General features: G+C 38.2%; 15 protein-coding genes and 2 pseudogenes. 10 read left to right on the top strand and 7 right to left on the bottom strand.

All coding sequences use genetic code 11. The features are described from left to right. Positions 1-94 precede the first annotated feature (94 nt). Both ASC84_RS14155 and ASC84_RS14150 read right to left on the bottom strand, forming a co-directional pair. Complete coding sequence (locus ASC84_RS14155; RefSeq protein WP_056515823.1) at positions 95-2,299, bottom strand: TonB-dependent siderophore receptor; 2,205 nt, start codon at positions 2,297-2,299, stop codon at positions 95-97. A gap of 206 nt (positions 2,300-2,505) precedes the next feature. After that, positions 2,506-3,213, bottom strand: coding sequence for an SIMPL domain-containing protein (locus ASC84_RS14150; RefSeq protein ID WP_056515819.1), 708 nt, complete (start codon positions 3,211-3,213; stop codon positions 2,506-2,508). Positions 3,214-3,712: 499 nt separating this feature from the next. Here ASC84_RS14150 and ASC84_RS14145 point away from each other — a divergent pair, with 499 nt between their 5' ends. Together ASC84_RS14145 and ASC84_RS14140 are read left to right on the top strand one after the other, a co-directional pair. Then, positions 3,713-5,086, top strand: coding sequence for a diaminobutyrate--2-oxoglutarate transaminase (locus ASC84_RS14145; RefSeq protein WP_004721690.1), 1,374 nt, complete (start codon positions 3,713-3,715; stop codon positions 5,084-5,086). A gap of 3 nt (positions 5,087-5,089) precedes the next feature. Next, entirely contained in the window at positions 5,090-6,622 is a 1,533-nt protein-coding gene (locus tag ASC84_RS14140; RefSeq protein ID WP_004721689.1) for an aspartate aminotransferase family protein, read from the top strand. A 176-nt stretch (positions 6,623-6,798) separates the two neighbouring features. Here ASC84_RS14140 and ASC84_RS14135 read toward each other — a convergent pair whose 3' ends face one another. The 4 genes from ASC84_RS14135 to mutS form a co-directional block, all read right to left on the bottom strand. Then, positions 6,799-7,518 (bottom strand): D-Ala-D-Ala carboxypeptidase family metallohydrolase, encoded by a 720-nt coding sequence (locus ASC84_RS14135; protein WP_004721687.1) that lies wholly within the window; start codon positions 7,516-7,518, stop codon positions 6,799-6,801. 140 nt (positions 7,519-7,658) lie between these two features. Beyond that, positions 7,659-7,982 carry a ferredoxin FdxA gene (gene fdxA, locus ASC84_RS14130; protein ID WP_004721686.1) on the bottom strand — a complete coding sequence of 108 codons (324 nt, stop codon included), beginning with the start codon at positions 7,980-7,982 and terminating at the stop codon, positions 7,659-7,661. A gap of 359 nt (positions 7,983-8,341) precedes the next feature. Beyond that, entirely contained in the window at positions 8,342-8,845 is a 504-nt protein-coding gene (locus tag ASC84_RS14125; protein WP_056515816.1) for a GNAT family N-acetyltransferase, read from the bottom strand. A 339-nt stretch (positions 8,846-9,184) separates the two neighbouring features. Then, positions 9,185-11,839 (bottom strand): DNA mismatch repair protein MutS, encoded by a 2,655-nt coding sequence (gene mutS / locus ASC84_RS14120; protein WP_056515814.1) that lies wholly within the window; start codon positions 11,837-11,839, stop codon positions 9,185-9,187. A gap of 232 nt (positions 11,840-12,071) precedes the next feature. Here mutS and ASC84_RS14115 point away from each other — a divergent pair, with 232 nt between their 5' ends. Then, complete coding sequence (locus tag ASC84_RS14115) at positions 12,072-13,421, top strand: site-specific integrase (RefSeq protein ID WP_056515811.1); 1,350 nt, start codon at positions 12,072-12,074, stop codon at positions 13,419-13,421. Between the two features lie 536 nt (positions 13,422-13,957). On the opposite strand, the gene ASC84_RS14110 is transcribed toward ASC84_RS14115, so the two are convergent. Next, on the bottom strand, positions 13,958-14,524 hold the full coding sequence (locus ASC84_RS14110) for a hypothetical protein (RefSeq protein WP_227515154.1): 567 nt from the start codon (positions 14,522-14,524) through the stop codon (positions 13,958-13,960). Positions 14,525-14,717: 193 nt separating this feature from the next. On the opposite strand from ASC84_RS14110, the gene ASC84_RS14105 reads away from it, so the two are divergent. From ASC84_RS14105 to ASC84_RS14070, 7 genes and pseudogenes are all read left to right on the top strand, one after another. Continuing rightward, the gene (locus ASC84_RS14105) at positions 14,718-17,060 is read left to right on the top strand and encodes a hypothetical protein (RefSeq protein WP_056515808.1); all 2,343 of its coding nucleotides are present in this window, start codon (positions 14,718-14,720) and stop codon (positions 17,058-17,060) included. 729 nt (positions 17,061-17,789) lie between these two features. After that, positions 17,790-17,969 (top strand): annotated as a pseudogene (locus tag ASC84_RS23315) (hypothetical protein); the annotation flags it as partial. A gap of 38 nt (positions 17,970-18,007) precedes the next feature. After that, positions 18,008-18,741 (top strand): annotated as a pseudogene (locus ASC84_RS14095) (hypothetical protein). Positions 18,742-18,907: 166 nt separating this feature from the next. Further along, on the top strand, positions 18,908-19,240 hold the full coding sequence (locus ASC84_RS14090; RefSeq protein WP_056515804.1) for a hypothetical protein: 333 nt from the start codon (positions 18,908-18,910) through the stop codon (positions 19,238-19,240). A 101-nt stretch (positions 19,241-19,341) separates the two neighbouring features. Further along, entirely contained in the window at positions 19,342-19,632 is a 291-nt protein-coding gene (locus ASC84_RS14085) for a hypothetical protein (RefSeq protein WP_056515801.1), read from the top strand. 88 nt (positions 19,633-19,720) lie between these two features. After that, the gene (locus ASC84_RS14080) at positions 19,721-20,752 is read left to right on the top strand and encodes a DUF932 domain-containing protein (protein WP_056515798.1); all 1,032 of its coding nucleotides are present in this window, start codon (positions 19,721-19,723) and stop codon (positions 20,750-20,752) included. Positions 20,753-21,107: 355 nt separating this feature from the next. Continuing rightward, on the top strand, positions 21,108-21,349 hold a 242-nt coding region (locus ASC84_RS14070; protein WP_162242538.1), incomplete at its 3' end, for a YqaJ viral recombinase family protein.

Raw genomic sequence — 21,349 nt, 5'->3', positions numbered from 1 at the left:
TTCAAATAAAAGTAATTAAAAAGCGCTAATCTCAATCCATGAGATTAGCGCTTTAGTTTTAAATGCTTTGTAAATCTACAAGTTTTTCAAAAAATTAGAAATCAACAGAAGTTTGTAGATAGAAAGTACGTGGCTGTCCTACGTATTTACCACCTGTAGAGTCAGATGAACGAGTAAAATATTCTTGATCAAATAGGTTTTTAATCCCACCTGCAACTTTTAAGCCGTAAAAATCTTGCCCAAAATCATAAGCTGTACGCACAGCAAAAGTTGAGTAACCTGGGATATCACCAGTACGACCATCTGCCGTTTCAACAGTTTGGTAAACATTGCCTGAACCCGGCGCATGTTGTTTAGATTGAGCAAACATATCTGCATTGACAGACCATTGGTCAAAGCTATAACCAAGCCCTAAATTTCCAACATGTCGTGAATAATAAGGTAAGTCCTTACCAGCAAATTTACCTGCTTCAGACATTGCTTTGGTAAAGGTATAATTACTATAGACTTTTAAGCCTTGCAGCGAGTCGTTGAGATTACCAAAGTCATAACTTAGACCGAGTTCTACGCCTTTATGAGTCGTTGCCCCCAGATTGGTCCAAATGCCTGTTCCAATAGTGTCTGGGCGCTCTAGTGATAGCTCTTTGTCGAAGTCTAAATAGAACACTGTAAATTCAGCATTTAAGCCATTGCCGAGATATTTAGTCCCAATTTCGTAGTTGTTGGATTTTTCAGGATGTAAACCATCTAAAGTGGTTATCGCTTTATTTCCTTCGACTTTAGCCAACTGGTTATATTGTTGAGGGCCAAAAGAAACCGCTGCATTGGCAAAAACATTCCATTGTTCATTGAAATTGTATTGCACTGCAAGGCTTGGTAAAAACTCATCAGAATTAATTTTTGGATGCACCGTATTGATAAATTTACCATTTTGGTACGCGGTATAATCATTATGGGTTTTAATTGACTCAAAACGTACACCCGGAGTAATGGTCAGTGCACCGAGGCCAAAACGGTTATCAATATACACGGCATGGGCTTTGGTTCCACCTTCACTGCTAGTGTTGGCAAGACGTTCACCTGGTGTGCCTGTCGCAGTATTATATGGTGCTGTACGACCCGAAAACTCTGAACTGTCTTCTTGTAAATAGCGATAACCGACAGTGACTTCATTATTCATATTGCCCAAAGTGTAGGCGCGTGAATAACGTGGTTCAATGCCAAAATATTTATAATCACGTGGAGAATTACTAATTCGACTATTTGCAGTACCTTCTACAGCAGACTCTAGATCACTGGTACGGAATGAATCGACATAATAACCAAGGATTTCAAAGTTATTTAATTCATCTTTATGGCTATATTTAACAGAAACATCTGAACGACGACCTGCAAAATAGTTACGATATTGGTTTGACTGGTATGGATTTTTGGCATAATCCGCAGTCGTTAAGCCTTCTGGCATTTCGCCACGGCCTTCATAATGATGCAAATTAAGTGCAATCGAATCTGCATCTGTAAACTGATATGACGACTTTATCATGACGTCATCGATATCTATGTCGTTATTGGCTTCGCGATAGCCATTTCCTTTGGTTCCTGAATAAAGTAGCGCAAGACCTAAACCATTATCCATCGTACCGCCGATAAAGAGGTTTGGACTGTACTTGAGTTGGTCGGTACCTGTGGCGAATTCAGTGGTTAAACCAACAGAGCCTGATAGTTTTTCAGGGATTGCACGGGTATTAAAGTTGATAATCCCACCCACGTTTTGAGGCCCAAAGCGGACTGAACCTGCGCCACGAACAACGTCTACAGATTCAATATTGCCCATTGAAACAGGTGCCATAGACAATTGTGGTTGACCATAAGGCGCGAAGGATAATGGAACACCATCCATCAACACAGTGGAGCGCGGTGAGAGGCGAGAGGTTAAGCCACGTACACCCAGATTGAGTGAAACATCACTTCCACCTGTGCCATTGCTGTCCTGAACCTGAACCCCTGGCACTTGTTTTAACGCATCACGGATAGAGGTCACCGCAGATTCGTCCATTTTTTTACGATCGATAATGGTACGTGCACCTGCATGCTTGTGAACTTTTTCAGCATTGGCTGCTTCAAGCCAGTTTCCTTCAGCTTGTACGGTGATTGTTTTAAGTGTTTGCGTTGAAGTTTCTTGATTGTCCTCGGCAAAGGCAGCATTGGATATAAAGCTAAGTGAAACAGCAATTGCAAGGCTGAGATGTGAGGGTTTGAACAGGGTGAAGTCAGGTGTTCTATGGCTTGAAATTTTCATAAAGAGATAGGCATTTGAAATTGTGCGTATCTTAATCTCTTCAAGCATATTTTTAAATCAGGATGATTATCATTTAAAACTATTGTTTAATTCAAATTAATAGATTTTTTAATCAAATATTCACTTTTTTATATTGCAATCGCAAATTTATATAGCGCAATAGCAAAAAACCGTGCATAAGCACGGTTTATATAATAATCAAAAACTTATTTAAACTGGATCGAACCATTGGCATTGACTGTGATTTTTGATTCTCCCGCTGCCATATTTTGACCACCAACGGCATCGGCAGCTTCGAACTTAGCCATAGATGCACGCGCTGCATATACTGGTTGCGGATAAGAGTTACTGGTGTTGATGTTGATATTGACCAAGTTATAAGACGATTTATTCCACGCTTGCGTTAAAATTTGCGCACGTTGCTGAAAGTTCTTTGAAGCTTCAACCATCAACTCATTTTCAACTTTTTTACGTTGTTCATCAGACACTGTGAAATTAATCGATTGTGTTTGGAAGCTAGTTTGCAATTCGTTGATTAATTGGCTTGCCGCTTTAAAATCTTTACTTTCAATTTGAATTTCTGCACGACCACGCCATTCTTTCAATTTTTGGTTGTCATTGTCATAAACAGGGTAAGTGGTTTGTGAGCCTGTTTCGACTTTAACTTGTGGATACTTTTTGGAAATGCTAATGGCTTGATTCATTAACTGGGTGATTTGAGAAGATAACTCAGCAGGTTGCTTGTTGTTTTTCTCAATAAAAAGTACAGCATGCATTTCATCATTAGACACCTGACGTGTCGCATCTGCTTGAACATTGACAATATTGTAGTTTAACGGGTCATTTTCTGCTGCCATCGCCATTGTGCTCAGTGTGGTTCCCAAGAGTAAAGTAGTTAAAGCTAAATAACGCATAATGAATCCTTAAAATTGTTTGACTAAATTTTATGACCGAAAGATATATTGTATAAATTGAATCTGTTTTTAATCATAAATCTGGTTTACGGAAAACTATGGCAGATTTTGTGGTGCATTTGTAATAATTTGCATATGAATTGCAATTTTGTTTTGATTAAAATGATTTAAAAATTAAAAACTTATCGAGTTTGGTTGTGGTAAGAAATGATCAGAGTGGTTAAAATTTATAAAGTGATTTTAATTATCGGCTTTTCTTTGCTTTGTCACATAGTATGATGATAATAACCAATTAGATTTAGCTAAATGTTTTTTTCGATAAATGGAGTGTGGATAAGTACATAAAAGATATTTATTTTCTTGTAAAAAACTGTATTATCGCGCTCCTAGTTATGAAGATTAAAAGCACTCTAACTAGATTTCTATAAAGCACCGAGTCAAAGGACCACAAGTCACCCGACTTATTTCTTTCAACCCATATCAGAGATGGTAATTCGATATGAGCGTTACTTCTGTAAATCCTGCTGCCACTTCCACAAACGAATACTACTTGACTCGCCAAAGTCAGATGGAATCGAATGTTCGTAGTTATCCACGTAAATTACCGTTAGCGATAGCGGAAGCACATGGTTGTTGGGTTACCGATGTTGAAGGTACAAAGTACCTCGATTGTTTAGCTGGGGCAGGAACATTGGCATTAGGCCATAACCATCCTGCGGTGATTAAAAGTATTCAAGACACTTTAGCGAGTGGTCTCCCTTTACATACTTTAGATTTAACAACGCCTTTAAAAGATGCTTTCACTGAAGCACTGCTTGCACAACTTCCGGGTGGGCAAGAAGAGTATTGCTTACAGTTCTGTGGCCCATCTGGTGCAGATGGTACAGAAGCAGCGATTAAATTGGCGAAAACCTATACAGGTCGCAATACAGTTATCAGTTTCTCTGGCGGTTACCATGGGATGACTCATGGCGCGTTAGCGATGACAGGTAATTTATCTGCTAAAAATGCGGTAAATGGCTTAATGCCAGGCGTACAATTTATGCCATACCCGCATGAATACCGTTGCCCGTTGGGTGTTGGCGGTGAAGCAGGTGTTGATGCCTTAACTTATTATTTCGAAAACTTCATTGAAGATGTCGAAAGCGGTGTAACTAAGCCTGCAGCTGTGATTCTTGAAGCAATTCAAGGTGAAGGCGGTGTGGTTACAGCGCCTGCGAAATGGTTGCAAAAAATCCGTGAAGTGACTGAGCGTCATAACATTGTGTTGATTTTGGACGAAGTTCAAGCGGGCTTTGCACGTTCAGGCAAAATGTTTGCTTTTGAACATGCTGGTATTGAACCTGATGTTGTGGTGATGTCAAAAGCAGTGGGTGGTAGCTTACCATTGGCTGTTTTGGGTATTAAACGTAAGTTTGATGCTTGGCAACCTGCAGGTCACACAGGTACTTTCCGTGGTAACCAACTTGCAATGGGTACTGGTCTTGCAACGATCAATACCATTAAAGAGCAAAACCTTGCACAAAATGCGCAACAACGTGGTGATTTCTTACAAGCTGAATTGAAAAAATTAGCGCAAGAATTCCCATGTATTGGTAATGTTCGTGGTCGCGGTTTAATGATCGGTATCGAAATTGTGGATGAGCGTAAGCAAGCGGATCATATGGGTTCTCTTCCTGCGGATTCACAGTTGGCTGCTGCAATTCAAACGGCATGTTTTAACAATAAATTATTGTTAGAAAAAGGCGGCCGTAGCGGTACAGTGATTCGTTTACTTTGCCCATTGATCATTACTCAAGAAGAATGTGAAGAAGCTATTGCGCGCTTTAAGAAAGCGGTTGCAGAGGCTCTTATTGCAGTTCGAGGCGCTTAATTCATGGTAGATTTTGCAGAACATCGTAAAGCGTTACTCTGCAATGATGCTCAATCCATTGCTGACTATGAGTCAGCAATGGGTGAGGCGACTAAAGCGGTCGCAGCATGGTTGCAAAATGACAAAATGTATACAGGTGGGAGCATTAAAGAACTTCGTGAAGCGATTTCTTTTGCACCGTCTAAACAAGGTCTAGGTTTACACCAATCGCTTGAGCGTATGGTTGAGCTTTTCCTGAACAAAAGTTTGAAAGTACATCATCCACACTCTTTAGCACATTTGCATTGCCCAACCATGGTGACAAGTCAAATTGCTGAAGTCTTGATTAATGCGACCAACCAATCAATGGACTCATGGGATCAAAGCCCAGCAGGTTCTTTGATGGAAGTTCAATTGATCGACTGGCTGCGTCAAAAAGTAGGTTATGGTGCAGGTCAGGCAGGTGTGTTCACCTCTGGCGGCACTCAATCTAACTTGATGGGCGTATTGTTAGCGCGTGACTGGTGTATTGCCAAGAACTGGAAAGACGAAAATGGTCTGCCATGGTCTGTGCAACGTGATGGCGTTCCAAGTGATGCCATGCGTAATGTCAAAGTGATCTGTTCTGAAAATGCACATTTTTCTGTGCAAAAGAACATGGCAATGATGGGCATGGGCTTCCAATCTGTGGTGACTGTTCCAGTCAATGAAAATGCACAGATGGATGTTGATGCGCTCGAAAAAACCATGGCGCATTTACAGGCTGAAGGTAAAATTGTTGCTTGTGTTGTTGCAACTGCTGGAACAACCGACGCTGGTGCGATTGATCCATTGAAGAAAGTGCGTGAAATCACCAATAAATATGGCGCGTGGATGCATATCGACGCAGCATGGGGTGGTGCACTGATCTTATCGAATGACTACCGTTCAATGCTTGATGGCATTGAATTGTCTGATTCGATTACATTGGATTTCCATAAGCATTATTTCCAAAGTATTTCATGTGGTGCGTTCTTGTTGAAAGATGAAGCGAACTATCGTTTCATGCATTATGAAGCTGAATATTTAAATTCTGCTTATGATGAAGAACATGGTGTACCGAACCTAGTGTCTAAATCTCTACAAACTACACGCCGTTTTGATGCGTTGAAATTGTGGATGACGATTGAAAACCTAGGTGAAGAGCTTTATGGTTCAATGATTGACCATGGCGTTAAGCTAACTCGTGAAGTGGCAGATTACATCAATGCTACTGCTGGTTTGGAAATGCTGGTTGATCCACAATTTGCATCGGTATTATTCCGTGTAATACCTGATAATTATCCAGTTGAATTGCTTGATACTTTGAACCAAAACGTTGCAGATGAATTATTTGCGCGTGGTGAAGCCAATATTGGTGTAACTAAAGTTGGACAGGTTCAATCTTTGAAAATGACCACTTTAAGTCCAGTTGCAACTTTAGAAAACGTCAAGAATCTTCTTGCCTTGGTGCTAGAAGAAGCTGACCGTATTAAAGATGCAATTGCTGATGGTACCTATACGCCTGCAATTGACTAGATTGATATCCAGTTGATTGACGTTTGAAATAGATTAATTTTATTTCAAAAAACGCCCGATGAATTTCATTGGGCGTTTTTTATTTAAGGCTGTTTTGATCTAAAATATGATCAGTGATCAAATACTTGGTCATAAAAAAGAGATCTTATTGATCTCTTTTAAATTGAATGTGAGTATTAAAAATTACACATTGAGCTATTACGGGTGAGATCAGGTCCCCAAGTACGATAACCTTGAGTATCAATATGGATTTGCCCTGAAGCATACAGTCCTAAGCCCATGTTTAAGCTTTGACCATACTGCGACCAGAACTGGCATAATTTGAATTTGGTATGTTCAATATACGCATAATCTTGAGGTTGAGGATTTTCTGGCCCAATACGGAAATCAATGGCTGAATTGAATAGGTGACGTGAAGATCCAGCACCACCGGCACATTGGTTTAAAGGTAAGTCTCGATATACCGAGGTTACAGTAAAATCAGTCAGAACTTTAGAGGCAACCAAGTATTTAAATACTTTTAATGTCGGTAATTGATTACTCCAAAGCTCACGACTTGGAATCATATATTCAGACTTACCACACTTGTCCCAATCACGCGCAGTTTTAAATAACTCAAAACTAGGAATAATATTTCCAGCATTATTTTGTTCAAGAAAACGTTCATAATCACGTGCACGTGACTGATTGTCTCCATAGATCAGCCATTGGCGATAAGATGAAGGCATCGTTTTAGGAGGAATGGGTCGCTCAATCGTAATTTTTTCTTCGGGGATGTAAATACGCTGACCATGCGACGTGCTAATTGTTGGATTCTTTTGAGGGGAAGATGTACATCCAGCCAGAATCATTGTAGTAACACCGACAGCAAGTAAACCTTTCAAAATAAATTTCATTCTCAATATTAGCTAAAGCAAGTAACGGGCTATTTTAGTCTAGTTTGGCGCGTGTATTATGGATAAATTGCAAATAAATGTACAATTTACATATTAAAATGCAAAAAGATCAGCCTAAGCTGATCTTTTTTATACAATACTTATTTTTCTAAGTATTGTAATTTATCGGCTTTACCATTCCACTCTTCACGATCTTCAGGTTGATCACCGATTTGAGTAATGTTTGGCCATTTTTGAGCAAGTTCAGCATTTAATTCAATAAATACTTCTTGACCTTCAGGGAGTTCATCTTCAGAGAAAATTGCATTTGCAGGACACTCAGGTTCACATAGCGCACAGTCAATACATTCGTCTGGACTAATGACTAGGAAATTTGGACCTTCATAAAAACAGTCTACTGGACATACTTCTACGCAGTCTTGATATTTACACTTAATACAATTTTCAGTGACAACAAAGGTCATGGCGTCAGCTACCTAAAAATATGGTTCTAATTAATAATGCTGTATTTTAGGGAAAACGCCGCAAACTAACAATTGCTTTTATTGATATTTAATATAGAAGAACCTGCTAAATCAATTTTTTTTATAGAAAATTCTTCTAACTTGTGATGAATTATGCATTTTTTAAAATATGCGCTGTAATTTTGATGTTGCCATAGGTGAAAAAATGCTAAACATATTCAAAAAAGAACATAAATATGAGACTAAATCACAGAAGCGAAATGGGGTTATTACCTTGGTATGCTGTTTTTTTAGCCAATTGCTATATTCAGAACTATTTAGAATTCTTTAGACCTGTATTTTCAGTATGAGTCAGATCATCACAAAGTATAGATAAGATGAATATCTTCAGGTTCTAATTCCCATAACTGCTGATCAGGTTTTTCTAAGACCAGCGCGCCTTGTTTAAGATAAAAGTCGACAGTACGCTGGGTTGGTGTTGCTGAAATATACAGTTGTTGTGCACCAAGTTGCTCAGCTGATTTTATCGCTGAATGCATGAGCTGTGTACCAAGACCAAGGCCTTGATGATTTGCATCGACATAAAAATATTGTAATAGCCTCGCCTCTGGATAATCAGTGATGACTTGATTAGATACCAGTTGCACACCAATTAATCGATTCAATTGATTAAATGCGCCCACACATCGTCCACCTTGAATAAGATGCTGCTTTAACAGCGGGGGATCATTTTCTAAATGATATTCATCCCAGCTTTGCACATCATAAAAACAATCGACCAAATGTAAATTTTGCTTTTGTTGTAGATACATTTGAGTGATTAATTCACGTCGATCAATATGTTGCCAAATGAGAKCAGGCAAGGCATGAAACGAAGAGAATAGCGAGACTATTTTCGAGTTTCATAACGTAGGCTGAGATAATTTTAGCCACAACCCTTCGGGACTAGTGTTTTTTTTGCCGCTACGTTGTTACGAACTACTGATTTAGAATGACTAAATTACGTATTTCGTGTCTCGTATCACCTAAAAAACACACGTAGTCGCAAACATAGACGAATTGTCAACAGACCCTATTTAATCACCTATTATGGAGTGCTTTAAATTATCGTCTAGATTGCTATTTAAAGATCAATAGATTCAAGTTATTTCCAGCCTAAGTAGAGAATTTCAAAATTACTTAGACTGGATAGCTGTTATTGCTTATGCATTTAGAGCTGCTTTTAATGCATAGAGGTGATCAAGCGCTTGGCGAGGGGTTAAATCATCGACATCAATATTTGCTAAAGCATCGAGTACTGGTGATGACTTTTCAACTTCAACGACTTTTTCAATTTCAATGATGTGTTCAAACTTTTCAGGCTCAATGGTTTCAACTTCTGCAAATAAGTCATTTTGCACAACGGATTGCAATTGTTGCTGTTGTTGTTTCTCTAAAATTTTTAAACGCTTTTGCGCTTCTTTAATCACCCCCGCAGGGATCCCTGCAAGTTTTGCAACTTGTAAACCATGACTTTGGCTGGCAGGACCTTGTTGTACTTTATGCAATAGAATCAAATTACCATTTAACTCTTTGGCAGTCACATGGTAGTTATCAATTGCCACTTCTTTTGAAAGTTCAGTTAATTCAAAATAATGTGTGGCAAAGAGACATAAACATTTGATTCGTTTGGTTAGATCAAGCACACATGCCCAAGCTAGGGATAGTCCATCATAAGTACTTGTACCACGACCAACCTCATCCATAAGCACCAAAGACTGATTGGTTGCATGGTGCAAAATCTGAGATGTTTCTGTCATTTCCACCATAAAGGTAGATTTACCAGTAGATAAATCATCAGCAGAGCCTATTCGAGTAAATATACGGTCAATTGGTCCTAACTTCGCTGTTTTAGCTGGGACGAAACTACCACAATACGCCAGCAAACTAATCAGAGCAGTTTGACGCATAAAGGTTGATTTTCCGCCCATGTTTGGCCCTGTAATGATCGCCATACGATGATTGAAATCGAGTAGGGTATCATTAGGGGTAAATGGCGTTTTACTGAGTGACTCAACTACAGGGTGGCGACCTGCGGTAATTTTGATCCCGATTTCTGGACTGTATTCAGGTCGATTCCAATTATTCAAACGGGCCTGATGGGCAAAGTTTGCCAATAAATCGATATGGGCAATCGATGCACTCATCATTTGTAAATTGGCAATATCCGCTCTTAACTCATCTAATAACATTTCAAAGAGTAGTTTTTCTCGCGCAAGCGCACGTGATTCACTGGAAAGTACTTTATCTTCAAAAGATTTTAATTCTGGGGTGATATAACGCTCGGCATTTTTCAGCGTCTGACGACGGATGTAATGATCAGGCGCTTGTTCTGCTTGGGCACGGGTGAGTTCGATATAGTAACCACTGACACGGTTATAACCAATCTTCAGGGTATTAATGCCCGTGTTTTCTCGCTCTTTGATTTCTAAATCAATCAGGAATTGGCCTGCGTGATCACGGATTTTACGCAGTTCATCGAGCTCATCATCAAAACCTTCTGCAATTACATTGCCATCACGCAATAATACAGGTGGGTGTTCAACAATCGCAGACAGTAAACGTTGGTGTAATCCATTAAAATCGCCCAATTCTTCATTCAATTGCACAATCAATTTAGATTGCTGAGTCTCAAGAATCGGTTGGATTGCATGTCTTAAGAATGGGATTTGTGCACATGCTTGACGAAGCTGCACCAAATCACGAGGACGTGCACTGCCAAGTGCAACACGACTTAAAACCCGTTCAATATCGCCAATTTCTTTTAGGACTAAGCGAACAGGACTTTCATGGTAGCCTTTGAGTAAAGTATCCGTTGCATCTAAACGTGCATCTAAGATTTGAGTATCACGGATGGGCTGCATCAATGTACGTGCCAGCAATCGTCCGCCCATTGCAGTTTGGCAATCATTGATTAAGCTAAATAGCGAAGTACCGTGCTCAAATAATGGATCAATAATTTCTAAATTACGGCGTGTAACAGGATCAAGTGCAATAAAATCTGAGCTTTGTTCTAATTTAATTGAACGAATATGTGGTAACGCAGTTTTTTGAGTTTCTTTGGCATAATGAATCAGTGCAGCCGCCGCCGCTTTAGCCAAGGGTAAATGGTCAATACCAAAACCAGAAAGTGTGGAAACTGCGAATTGGTCACATAAGGTTTTCTGCGCGTTATTTAAATTAAAATCGACATTAGGTCGTTTGGTAATTGGACATTCAATTTGTCGTTTAATATCTTCAATAATATTTGGGTCGACTATGTCTTCATCGACCAATATCTCACTTGGCATTAAGCGAGCTAATTCAATCGCCAAGCTTTCAGATTTAAATTCTTGTTGTTGAACTTTAAAAATACCCGCACTTAAATCCAGCAGTGCCATACCAATTTGGTTTTGTTGAAAGCAGATTGCAACAAGATTCGATGCTTGTGTTGCGGTTAACAGGGCATCATCGGTCAATGTTCCAGGGGTAATAATTCGCACTACACCGCGTTCAACAGGTCCCTTACCTGTGACTTCACCAATTTGCTCACAGATGACAACCGCTTCGCCTTTTTTAACCAAACGCGCCAAATAGCCTTCCGCAGCATGGTATGGAACACCTGCCATTGGAATAGGTTCACCATTGGCTTTACCACGATGAGTGAGGGTAATACCCAAAAGTTTTGCGGCTTTTTTTGCATCGTCAAAGAACAGTTCGTAAAAATCGCCCATGCGATAGAACATTAAAGAGTGTGGATGCTGCATTTTTACTTTTAGATATTGCTGCATCATTGGGGTATGAGAAGATAAGTCAGCCATTGTTTCTTTGCTATTCATGTATATTAAATCCTTAAATTTAAACAATAAATAAATTATTTTTGAAAGTTTGGCTGTCCAACCAATTCTAACAATTTCTGTGCGAATCCAACCTAATCTAAGAAAAAAGTGTACCTTTTGGTGTACCTTTTTTTATGTCAAAATTGAGTCAACAGTGTGTGAGAGATGTAGTTAATTTCTCACATTTGGTATTTTAACAAATTGAAGCTAATTAACAAAAAGGAATACTGATATGATTGAGGAAATAAACAACAAAAAGAAAGTGGCATTATCTGCTCGTGCTATTGATAAAATGAAGACAGGGGATGCTGTAAAGAGTGATATTGGTGAATATTCTGGTTTGAGAGTGGTTTGTGGCAAAACTGGATTGAAAAGTTTCGTTTACCGCTATAGGAGTCCAATAGATAATTCATTGAAAAAAATTACATTGGGTAATTATCCTATCATGTCACTTGCTGAAGCGCGTATCGAACTTCAGCGTTTAAAGTTATTAAGATCGCAAGGTGTTTGTCCAGTAACTGAAAGGAAAGCAGGAAAACTGGTAATCAAAAATAAAAAAGAAAAACTATCAGAAACTGATAAAATTTTAACTGTAAAAGACGTAGTTGACCTTTATTTAACTGAAGTTATTGAAGATAAAGTGATTATTGATTCTCGCTCTGGAATTAAGAAAAATATAAAAGGTGCGCGAAATTTAAAAGGACAGCTTGAAGCAAGACGAACTCTATATGCTGATGTAGTTGCGGTTTTAGGGCATTTGCAAGCTGAAAGCGTAGTTAGAAAAGATATTGTAGAGTTTATTAAGAAGATTATTGATCGAGGAGCTCAGGTACAGGCGGGACGTGTGTTATCAGAATTGATCATTGCATATGATTACGCCATCGGTTTAGATTATTTTTCTGAGAGTTTTGCTAATCCAGCTTTGTTAGCCAAATCTAGTTTAAAGCAAACGAGAATAAAGCTTACTTCAAGTAAAAGGACAAGAGTATTATCCGATTTCGAACTTAAACAGGTGCTTGTTTGGTTACCTGTATCAGGATTTTCTAAACATCATAAAAGTATATTACATATAGCGCTCTGGACAGGTGCACGTACAGGTGAGATTTGTGCAGCTGAATGGAAGGATATTAATTTAGAGAAAGGTACTTGGCATTTAAAAGGCACAAAAAATGGTAGTGAGCGTTTCGTCCAGCTTTCGAAACAATGTATAAAGTACTTAAAAACTCTGCCAACTATGAATAGTATTTATTTGTTTCCATCATTTAGAACAGGGAACCCCATAGCTCAAAAAACTTTGACTGAAACAAAGTGGGTCTTGAGGGGGAAAGATAGAGCTACAAATCATAATTTGCAGCCACACCAGTTATGGCCAGAAGATATGGAAGACTGGAATCCTCATGATTTAAGAAGGACGTTGAGAACTAATTTATCTAGACTAGGATGTCCAACAGATATTGCTGAAGCTATATTAGGGCATTCTAAAAAGGGAATAGAGGGAACATATAATTTACATACATATGAAAATGAATGTGCAATATGGTTACAAAAATGGGCTGATTACTTGGAGTCTTTAGGTGTGTGATTCATATAGATTGTTTTAATCTAGCAATTTATAAATTCTATTAGTTTAGGCAATATGAGATAGGGATTATACGGGAGCTTCTTACGTCAAATTTAGAAAAAACCCTTTTTTTTACAAGAAATTTTTTATTTTCTGTGCTTTGTCCCATATTGTAACCCACATAAAATTTTGGATTGGAATAATTAAAATAAGAATTATTCAGACAGCTTTGGATAATAGGTAAATTGAGTTTAAGTTGAGCTCTTACAGGACTGACTCATATATGTACCGCATGCCTACTTTTTGATCTTGTTCTTAATACTCATAGTCATGCGGATCCTTTTGTCAAGGTTATCTTGATCTTTAATTAGTTGATCAGTAGGTAGTCCTACTTTTTGCTTTTTTGGAATTGGGCTTGGATAAATGAGTTTTGTTGACTTAGTCTTTGCAATCGGGGCTGTAGGTTTTTTATGTCTATTTTTAATTAGCAATGGTTTTGTGTCATCTTGGGTTGTAAAAGGTGTGCCAATGAAAGCATCATCATTTTTCTCAGTACTTTAGTTTTTTGGTTCAGTATCCCAACTTTTCGATTTAGGCAAGGATATTTCATTATGGATAGATTCTGAAGGAAGAGGAGAATTTCCAGCCTCATTTATAGATTCTATTTCCTGTTTAGTGCTTTGGCATGACTTTAGGTGAGCCTGATTTTCTATCTTAGATTGCATTTGATTTTGATAATTTTCGTTTGTATCAACTACATTATTTTCTAGCTCAATTTGAGTATTACCCTCAACTTTTGGTGGGTTTTGGACTGTTTTTTGGGCGTAGTGCTGTCTATAAATTGTAAGCTCAGCAAGGTATTCTTTTTCGCGCTCATGCGCAAAGTTTAACTGTGTTTGTAGCGAGATATTTTGCGAAATGAGTAGGTTTAAAATCTGTTTAAAATTAATTTCACTATCTTTATTTGACTTTTTATCGAGTAACTCGATAATGGCTGGCATTACTTCTTCAAAATCTATTTTTCCATTGATTATTTTGAGTTTATTTTTTGTTTGCAAATGATAAATCTGTGTTCTGGAGAGTCCTGTTCGTTTGCTTAGCTGAAGTACAGTTAATTTTTCCATGTTTAAATCTGTTTAAAATAAGCCTTTGTGTTGAGTGATTATACTTATAAAGCGATTCAACTTTTAGTTAAAAAACTTAGAAAATGTGCTTTGTGAGATTATTTTTTAATTATGGGCTGTGAAAAAGTGTGCTATTTTTAGTTTGTATAATTGGGTGGTCTATATGACTGTGCTTTTGAGAAGAGTTTATTAGATGAAACTTTCAAAAATTGAGTACACACAGCGTACCAAAGAGCTACAAATTCATTTGAATTTTTATCTGATGCAGATTAAGCCCATTGACATCAAACCGATGGGGCTGCGCGATGAATATTATGCTGTAATGGCTTATCTTAAAATCGTTTTACAGCTTGAAAAACTCATTTTAAGTTTTGTGTATAACGGGAAATTAGAACGTAATGAAGAGCGGGATCTATTTGACCTACTACACGAAATATATAAACGAGGAATAGGGTGTTTTGAGCTAGAAGAAATGCCTGCTTTGGATATGGGGCAGATAGAGCCGCAGATACAGCCGGCAAATGTTGTGTTATTTGGTCAACTACATGGCATAGCTAAGGTCATGCTCGACTCCGATTATACGAAGGCGCTTTATCAACTTTATTGTATATGGCTCGAAAATATTTCAGTAGGGACTCGCAAAGAAAGTTTTACTGATCTCATTAAAAAAAGAAATATTATTATTTTGCAAAAAACTTTATCTATTCTAGAGAATTTTAAGTCAGACATTTGGAAGTTAAGAGATAAACGGATCACAGAATTGCAATCTAAGTTTGATCAAATGTTAGGTTCAAAAAACAGTGTAAAAATACTCTGTGTTAATTTATTTGTACCCGAACACTATGGTGAAGCTCAAATTCAATTTTTAAATGAAGCTTTAAAAAAACTTCGTAATCAAATGGGTAAGCAAGAACATTATCTTGGTCTGTTTTATAAACTTGAATATGGTATTGATGGGCAATTTTTTTACTTTTGTGTAGTGGTTTTTGAAAATTTTAAAAGTATTGCGATAGATGTGTTATATAAAAATATTGCTACTGTTTGGCAAGCCATATGTATGGGAAATCATAATTTAGAAACCGAACCTTTAGATCATTTGTCAGAGTTGCTCAATATCAAGCTTTACCGTACCGCGACTTTACAAGCCGGAGTCATTTCTAGAAGCGGACCAAGTTATACACAGTTTGTAAGAACAACACTTGCTTATATTGCCAACGCACTACATCTTTTACAAATACTTTATAGGGAGGTTGTTTGGACTGAAGAGGAGCCGTATGACTGTGCCGATAAACCTAGAGAAATCCGTAAAAATGCCATTACGCCAAGAAAACCAAAAAAATTGGAACATCATCAGGAAAATCAGTCTCTTCTACAAGCATTAAAATTAAAAAATGTTTTTAAGCCTTTGCAAAAGGATATCCTGGATATTGGGCTGAGTTATGAACACATCCCCTATATTGATCAGTCATACAGCCAGAATATTCTGGACTTCACACCGGCAATGATCCGGATGGAAGTCGCGGTGCTTTTAGCCCCTGTCTGGAAAAGAGATCCAGTTATGAATGTCGGTAAAGAAATTAAGGAAAACGATTGGGGCGGTTTAATCCAGGATGATGTACAAGAACACAAGAATATTGAAATTTTACTTCAGTATGCTGATTTTATGGGCCCACGGATTCTATGCTTTATCGCTGCTTTTTTAATGCTCCCAAAACAATATTCTCATGTCTATGGTTTTAGTTTGTATAAAACTGCATTACATCAGAAGATTCGTGAATTAATGGCTTTACCCCTTAAAATGTTTAAGGAACAAATAAAGGGCTTGGTAGATGAGCATTTGATGCCCGCTGCTGCTTTTACCAAATTAGATAGCCTGCTGACTAGCCGACGGCTTCACACAGAATCATTACAAGACTGGTTAATGGTGCAGGAGCGAGTCAAAAAAAGATCATTTCTCGCGGTTGAGAGCTACGTAAAAAAACTGGAAATCAAACAGAATATTTATAGAGATGTAGAATTTACGATTACCGTTCAAAATTCTCAATCTTTAAAACCAATCGATACCCTTTTGAGAAATGTTATTGATCATTTTAACAAAACTCATGAGGAGCTGATGGGGTATATTGGATATTGGAGTTTTCAGCAGGTAGATGAGCAGAAGATTAAATATATTGCGACCCTCACATTTTATTTGGATGAACGTTATATAGAATCGATAGGACCAGAAAGTTGGTTTGAAAAGCTCAAGCTTCAGGCGGATTTACGTCTAGGTAAAAAGATGAATGCATTGAATATTGATAAAATAAAGGTGAAACAAATTCTTTTGCAAGACGGCATTATTGAGTACATCGAGTCTTTTCAGTCAAGATTCATTAAAAAAAATCACCCTAAACGTTATGTCTCCAGTCACTTATTTGCCTTGATTCATCGTGATTTATACTGGATGCATACAGCCATCCTTCAGAATCAAATTTTGATTCGCGGGAGAAATGGCTACAAAAAAAGATCTAGAAAAAAGGAAAAGAAAGAGACTTAACTTCCGCTTCGGGCTGAAGCATAGAAATCAAAGCTATGGTGATATTTTGAATTGAAGACTAGTCGGAAATACGGGGGGACTTTTTAGATTAGGTCCTAGGTAAATGATGTTATATATCATATATCTAATATATCTTTAATACATATCATTTCTAGTACTTAATATCTATGCATTCTATCTCTACTACTCATATCATTTCAGTTTTAATCATAAGATTTAGAATTTCCTATATTTCTATCTAGTCGTGATAAGACGACAAGATAGAGACTGATGGATTTAGAACAATAAAAATTAAAAAATATTCAGATGCGCTACCTATGAAACTTAATAGTATAGTAGACAATCGAATGATAAATGAAACAGAAACCCTAATTGCACTAGAGCAACTGATTTTAGAAGTGAGTCAGACACTGGATAGTGAGCGTTTGACTCATCGACGAAATGAACAAAAACTCAGGGCTTATGCTCGGCAATGCTGTGATTTAATTCCAGTCTTTAAGCAACTTATTTCTCAAGGTTTTCAACTGATGTTCCCAGTAGACCAATTTAAGCGTGTCCTTGACATCGCAAATAGGCTATTTCTTCAATATGGTTTAACTGAACAGGAAATACCTTATGTGGATCAATATATCGAAATTTGTCAGGCGATGTATGTATCACCAGCAGCCTATCAACGAGACCAGAGGAAGTTTCACGATCAGGAGTGTAATAACAGATTTGAGCTTGAGNATCGAAATTTGTCAGGCGATGTATGTATCACCAGCAGCCTATCAACGAGACCAGAGGAAGTTTCACGATCAGGAGTGTAATAACAGATTTGAGCTTGAGGAGTATCTTCGTAATTTAATTCAAAAGCACTGTAAAACCCTTTGGGGGGACGAGCTTTCGTCTGGCCTTTTACCTTTTTAGAATGGCTATTTTCTTAAAACTCATCAAGAAGCATAACAATGACAAATTCAACTCAAAGTCCCACACCAAAACCTTACTGGAAAATCATCAGCGTAGTTTTGATTTTAGTAGTAATCGGTGCTTATCTATTGAACCAGCATCTACAACGTAAAGCAGAGCTACAGTTAGCGCAGCTGGCAATAGAACAGACCAAAGCCCAAAAAACTCAAACTGCTGATGTGACCCAAGCTTCATCTGAATCAGCCGATCAAGGTTTACCTGAAGATGCAACAACACAAACTGAGCATTTAGGCCCTAGTGAAGATGACGTTGCTGGTGCGGTCGCAACAGTGGAAGCAGCTAAAGCCTCACAAAACTCAGCGACTGAGCATTTAACTATGCAAGTCGATTCTGAATATCATGAGGGAAAAACATTAAGTTCAAATGCTGCAAAGTATGGGCTAAAGCCAATCAAAACTGCACCAGCTGATCTTAAGGCAACCGTTTCAAGTATTGATCAAATGTTAGCGTCACATCTCATGGAGGTTTGGGGACGATCTAGGCAACCGTTTCAAGTATTGATCAAATGTTAGCGTCACATCTCATGGAGGTTTGGGGACGATCTAGCCCAGATCAGGTGGCTAAGCGTGTTGAAGGTTGGAGTCAGCAGGGCAACAGCATTACTTATCGTGCCGCATGGGACTCAGATCGTTATCAATGTACCTGGTATGTGGTGAGTTGGAACCAAAGCAACAATCAAGTTTTAAGCGAAGGCTATAAACCTTGTTTTTAAACAGTCAGCTGTTTAGAAATTGAATTTTCAATCATTTTTATACCCCATTAAAACAGGAATATCACCATGAAAAATATTAAAATTATCAGCTGTGCTTTAATCAGCTTATTTTTAACAACCGCAGTGATGGCAAAGACAGAACAAATCATNAAACAGGAATATCACCATGAAAAATATTAAAATTATCAGCTGTGCTTTAATCAGCTTATTTTTAACAACCGCAGTGATGGCAAAGACAGAACAAATCATCTTAAAAAAAGATGTTGGGTTTGGTGAAGAAGCAGTTATTTTTCCGACCACCAAAGGTGAGGTAATCCTTAATCGTTATGCACTTTCTGCAACAGTTGTCAAACAAATCAAATCCTATAAAAAAGGGCAATGTTTAGAAATCCAGTCTCAACATGGATTCTTTAAAGATACAGGTGATGGGCAATATATCCAGAGTATCCGACCATGTAGAAGTCCATCTAGTTTGGCTGTACCTAAAGTCAATCGATAAGCTATACACGTTTAATTCTAAATCGAATCAACCCTAAAAACCACGAGCTGATGCTCGTGGTTTTTTTATGTCTATTTATTCATAAATCAAGGAAAAACACTATGCAGCAATGCCCCTATTGCCATTCACCGCATGTGCAATTGCTCAGGCAAAGTCAACAATCACAATCCAAAACTAAGTTCACGTTCTCATCGTACTCACCAATGTCACTGGCAACGGTAGGTATGCAAATCTCTAAACGGCTGGGGATTAATCCCTTTGTTGGTGGTTTTATTGGTTTAGCCGCTGGAGGGATGTTTTTACTTTACATCCAACAGCAAGACAATTTGATCACCCTACATTACCAGTGTGAGCAATGTCAGGAACACTTCGAAATTCAACAGACCGGATGAATTTAAACAATCTACTCAATATCCCATTCTGAAATATTCACACTGAATTGATTCAATTCATTATTCACTCAATAAAAGGAAAAACCTTATGGCACATCAACTTGAACAAATGGCTTATGTCGGTCAAACCCCTTGGCATGGACTCGGTAATCAACTCAGCCCAAATCAACCCATCGAAGTCTGGGCAAAACAAGCTGGCATGGATTGGCAGATTGAAAGCTCTAATGTCAACTATATGGCACAGAATGCACGTGGACAGAGCATCATCATGCCGTTTGAAGAACAACGGGTGTTGTATCGTTCTGATACACATGCACCTTTATCTGTGGTCAGTCAACGTTATCAAGAAGTTCAGCCTAAACAAATTTTAGAATTTTATCGAGACCTGACTGAACAATCTGGTTTTGAATTAGAGACTGCTGGGGTACTTAAAGGTGGCAAGAAATTCTGGGCATTGGCGAAAACAGGACAGACTTCAGCACTCAAAGGTAAGGATGTCAGCAATGGCTATATTCTGTTAGCTACGGCTTGTGATGGTACGCTCGCCACAACAGCACAATTTACTTCAATTCGTGTGGTGTGTAATAACACCTTAGCCATAGCGCTAAAAGGACATGATGCAAGTCGAGGTGTAGTCAAAGTCCCTCACAGCACCAAGTTTGATGCAGACAAGATCAAACAACAATTGGGTATTTCTGTACGGGCATGGGATGAACACATGTATCAAATGAAGCAGCTCAGTCAACGTAAAGTCACACAGCAAGAAGCGGCTGCTTATTTTGATGCCGTGTTTAATAACAGCAGTTTGAGTATCGCTGAACAAGATGAACGTTTTATTCAATATTACAGGCAAGTTGCCAATAGCGCAGATGCCAATAAAACTGAACCGAATGGACGAGCCATGTCTAAAGTCATGACCATGTTTAATGGACATGGGAGAGGTGCGGAACTATCCTCAGCCAAAGATACTGCCTACGGTTTGTTATGTAGTATCACGGAATTTTCAGACCATGAACGTCGAGCCATGAGCCAAGATCATCGACTTGATTCAGCATGGTTTGGTGCAGGGGCAGGCTTAAAACTACGTGGGCTAGAACAAGCCTTAAGGATGATTGCTTAAAACAGGTATCGAGGTTTTATTTAGACAATATCGCCATCACGCAGAGGATTTGATGACAGATGACTGTTTTGAGTACAAATTTAAGATAGGGGATTTAGTGGTTTTAATTTACCCCATTCAGGAAGTGCAGGTGAGAACCGTGGATGAAATACCACACCCTCAATATCTGGTCTTAGATGGATATCGACACATCTACCATACTGACTTTATCCGTCTTGCAAGGTTTGACGAAATTAAGCTGAGTTATCGCATCGACTAAATACCATTTAAACATACTGATTTCAATTCTAATCCCATGCCAAAAAAGCATGGGATTTTTTTATGTCTTTCATACTAGACGCTAGAGGAATACATCATGAGACAACATAGCGTAAATTTATCCCAACCCATCATAGGTCCTGTTGTAGGATCAAAAACTTATTCATTAGCTTCAAAACGAAAAAAGCAACCCAAACGCCTAGCTGAAACCAAAACCATCTCACAAGCCGAATGGCTCAATGTGCGTAAACAAGGCATTGGCAGTAGTGATTGTGCCGCAGCCTGTGGACTGAATCCCTATATGTCAATGCTTGAACTGTGGATGATTAAAACAGGACG

The organism is Acinetobacter sp. Root1280 (assembly GCF_001425285.1).
Taxonomy (GTDB): Bacteria; Pseudomonadota; Gammaproteobacteria; order Pseudomonadales; family Moraxellaceae; genus Acinetobacter; species Acinetobacter guillouiae.
The sequence above is the reverse complement of the archived record's forward strand: the minus strand, read 5'-3'. Positions and strand labels throughout refer to the sequence as shown.

Excerpts from the sequence above, each read along its gene's own strand:
- ASC84_RS14150 (WP_056515819.1), bottom strand. The coding sequence starts at position 3,213 with ATGCGTTATTTAGCTTTAACTACTTTACTCTTGGGAACCACACTGAGC.
- ASC84_RS14145 (WP_004721690.1), top strand. The coding sequence starts at position 3,713 with ATGAGCGTTACTTCTGTAAATCCTGCTGCCACTTCCACAAACGAATAC.
- mutS (WP_056515814.1), bottom strand. The coding sequence starts at position 11,839 with ATGAATAGCAAAGAAACAATGGCTGACTTATCTTCTCATACCCCAATG.
- ASC84_RS14080 (WP_056515798.1), top strand. The coding sequence starts at position 19,721 with ATGGCACATCAACTTGAACAAATGGCTTATGTCGGTCAAACCCCTTGG.
- ASC84_RS14155 (WP_056515823.1), bottom strand. The coding sequence starts at position 2,299 with ATGAAAATTTCAAGCCATAGAACACCTGACTTCACCCTGTTCAAACCC.
- ASC84_RS14135 (WP_004721687.1), bottom strand. The coding sequence starts at position 7,518 with ATGAAATTTATTTTGAAAGGTTTACTTGCTGTCGGTGTTACTACAATG.
- ASC84_RS14115 (WP_056515811.1), top strand. The coding sequence starts at position 12,072 with ATGATTGAGGAAATAAACAACAAAAAGAAAGTGGCATTATCTGCTCGT.
- ASC84_RS14105 (WP_056515808.1), top strand. The coding sequence starts at position 14,718 with ATGAAACTTTCAAAAATTGAGTACACACAGCGTACCAAAGAGCTACAA.
- ASC84_RS14085 (WP_056515801.1), top strand. The coding sequence starts at position 19,342 with ATGCAGCAATGCCCCTATTGCCATTCACCGCATGTGCAATTGCTCAGG.
- ASC84_RS14090 (WP_056515804.1), top strand. The coding sequence starts at position 18,908 with ATGAAAAATATTAAAATTATCAGCTGTGCTTTAATCAGCTTATTTTTA.
- ASC84_RS14140 (WP_004721689.1), top strand. The coding sequence starts at position 5,090 with ATGGTAGATTTTGCAGAACATCGTAAAGCGTTACTCTGCAATGATGCT.
- ASC84_RS14110 (WP_227515154.1), bottom strand. The coding sequence starts at position 14,524 with ATGGAAAAATTAACTGTACTTCAGCTAAGCAAACGAACAGGACTCTCC.
- fdxA (WP_004721686.1), bottom strand. The coding sequence starts at position 7,982 with ATGACCTTTGTTGTCACTGAAAATTGTATTAAGTGTAAATATCAAGAC.